This window comes from Methanobrevibacter sp. (assembly GCF_045611865.1).
Taxonomy (GTDB): domain Archaea; phylum Methanobacteriota; class Methanobacteria; order Methanobacteriales; family Methanobacteriaceae; genus Methanocatella.
On sequence record NZ_JAZKXX010000027.1, the window covers coordinates 1 to 1,510 of the forward strand.

At 32.4% G+C, this 1,510-nt stretch carries 1 protein-coding gene; it reads left to right on the forward strand.

Annotation, left to right across the window (positions count from 1 at the left end):
* Positions 1 to 402 precede the first annotated feature (402 nt).
* On the forward strand, positions 403 to 1,401 hold the full coding sequence (rhuM, locus tag ACKI32_RS03010; RefSeq protein ID WP_407413357.1) for a RhuM family protein: 999 nt from the start codon (positions 403 to 405) through the stop codon (positions 1,399 to 1,401).
* Positions 1,402 to 1,510: the final 109 nt, after the last annotated feature.

A 1,510-nucleotide genomic window follows, 5' to 3' on the forward strand; every position in this document is an offset into this window, starting at 1 on the left:
ATTAAAATTCGAATATTGTTAATAATTTTTAAGAAATGAAATTTAATGTAAAATAATTAACATATCTTACTTACTCCTCAATTCGTCATCTACTTTTTACAATGATTCTTGTGCTTTTAGCAAAAATGCTCACAACTCATAGCTCAAAGCTCATTACTATTTTTTTAAAAAGTTCAACAGCCAAAAGCCAATGGTTAAAAATCCTTAACATCATTTCTTAATATTTCCCTGATTTTACGTTAAAAATTGTTAAAACCGAAATATTTCCTTTGCAAATGCTTGACAAAGGGATGAGATGGTTGTAGTTTTGTAAGACATAAAATTTTATCCTCTAAAACATAGTAATTTTAGGAGAAAAACATTTAAAAAATTCCTAAATTTGCAAATAAAAAACTAAGAGATATGAAACAAGAATTATCACCAATTAAAGATGAAATAGTCATATACCAATCAGAAGATGGCAATGTGAAAGTTGATGTGCTTTTTCAGGACGAGACAGTATGGCTCTCGCAGGAACAAATGGCTTTATTGTTTGGGAAAGGTAAATCAACAATTAACGAACACATATTACATATTTTTCAAGAAGGAGAACTTCAAGAAGAGTTGAGTGTGAGAAAAATCGGAATTTCCGATTTTTCCACTAAACCAACAAACTTCTATAATCTTGACGTCATTATTTCAGTTGGTTATCGTGTAAAGTCTCGTCAAGGCACAATGTTCCGTATTTGGGCCACCCAACGTCTGAGAGACTATATTATCAGAGGTTATGCCCTGAATGAAGAACGTTTCAAAAAAGGTTCTTCAATGAATTATTTCAAAGAGTTGGTAGAAAAGATTCGAGAAATCAGAATAGAAGAAAAGATTTTCTATCAACAGATTAAAGACATTTACAAAACTAGTATCGACTACGACCCTTCCGACGAAATGACATTGCAGTTTTTCAAAGAAGTTCAAAACAAACTGTTGTGGGCTGTCAGCGAGAAAACCGCAGCCGAGCTGATTTATTATAGAGCTAATGCTTCTTTGCCAATGATGGGACTTACATCCACAAGCACTGACTCGAAAGTAAAGAAACAAGACATCACTATCGGCAAAAATTATCTGCAAGAAGATGAGTTAAAGGCGTTAAAACTGATTGTAGAACAATATTTGGCTTATGCTGAGGCACAGGCTTTAGCACATCGTCCTATGTACATGAAAGACTGGAAGGAACGTTTGGACTTAATCTTAAAGCTTAACGAAAGAAATGTTTTGGAAGGACCCGGAAAAATATCTCACGAACTAGCAATTGAGAAAGCAGAGTCTGAATATATGAGATACAAAGAAATAGAAAAAGAACATATTCATATTGAAAGCATCAAGGAATTGGATAAAGACATTCGTTTGCTAAATAACAAATAAATTTTTTGATAGTATTTCATGACTATTGGCTATTGACTAAAGACTAAAGTCTAAATGTTGAACTAAAGGTTCAAAGGTTATAAGCCTAAATTACTTCACGATTGTTTTT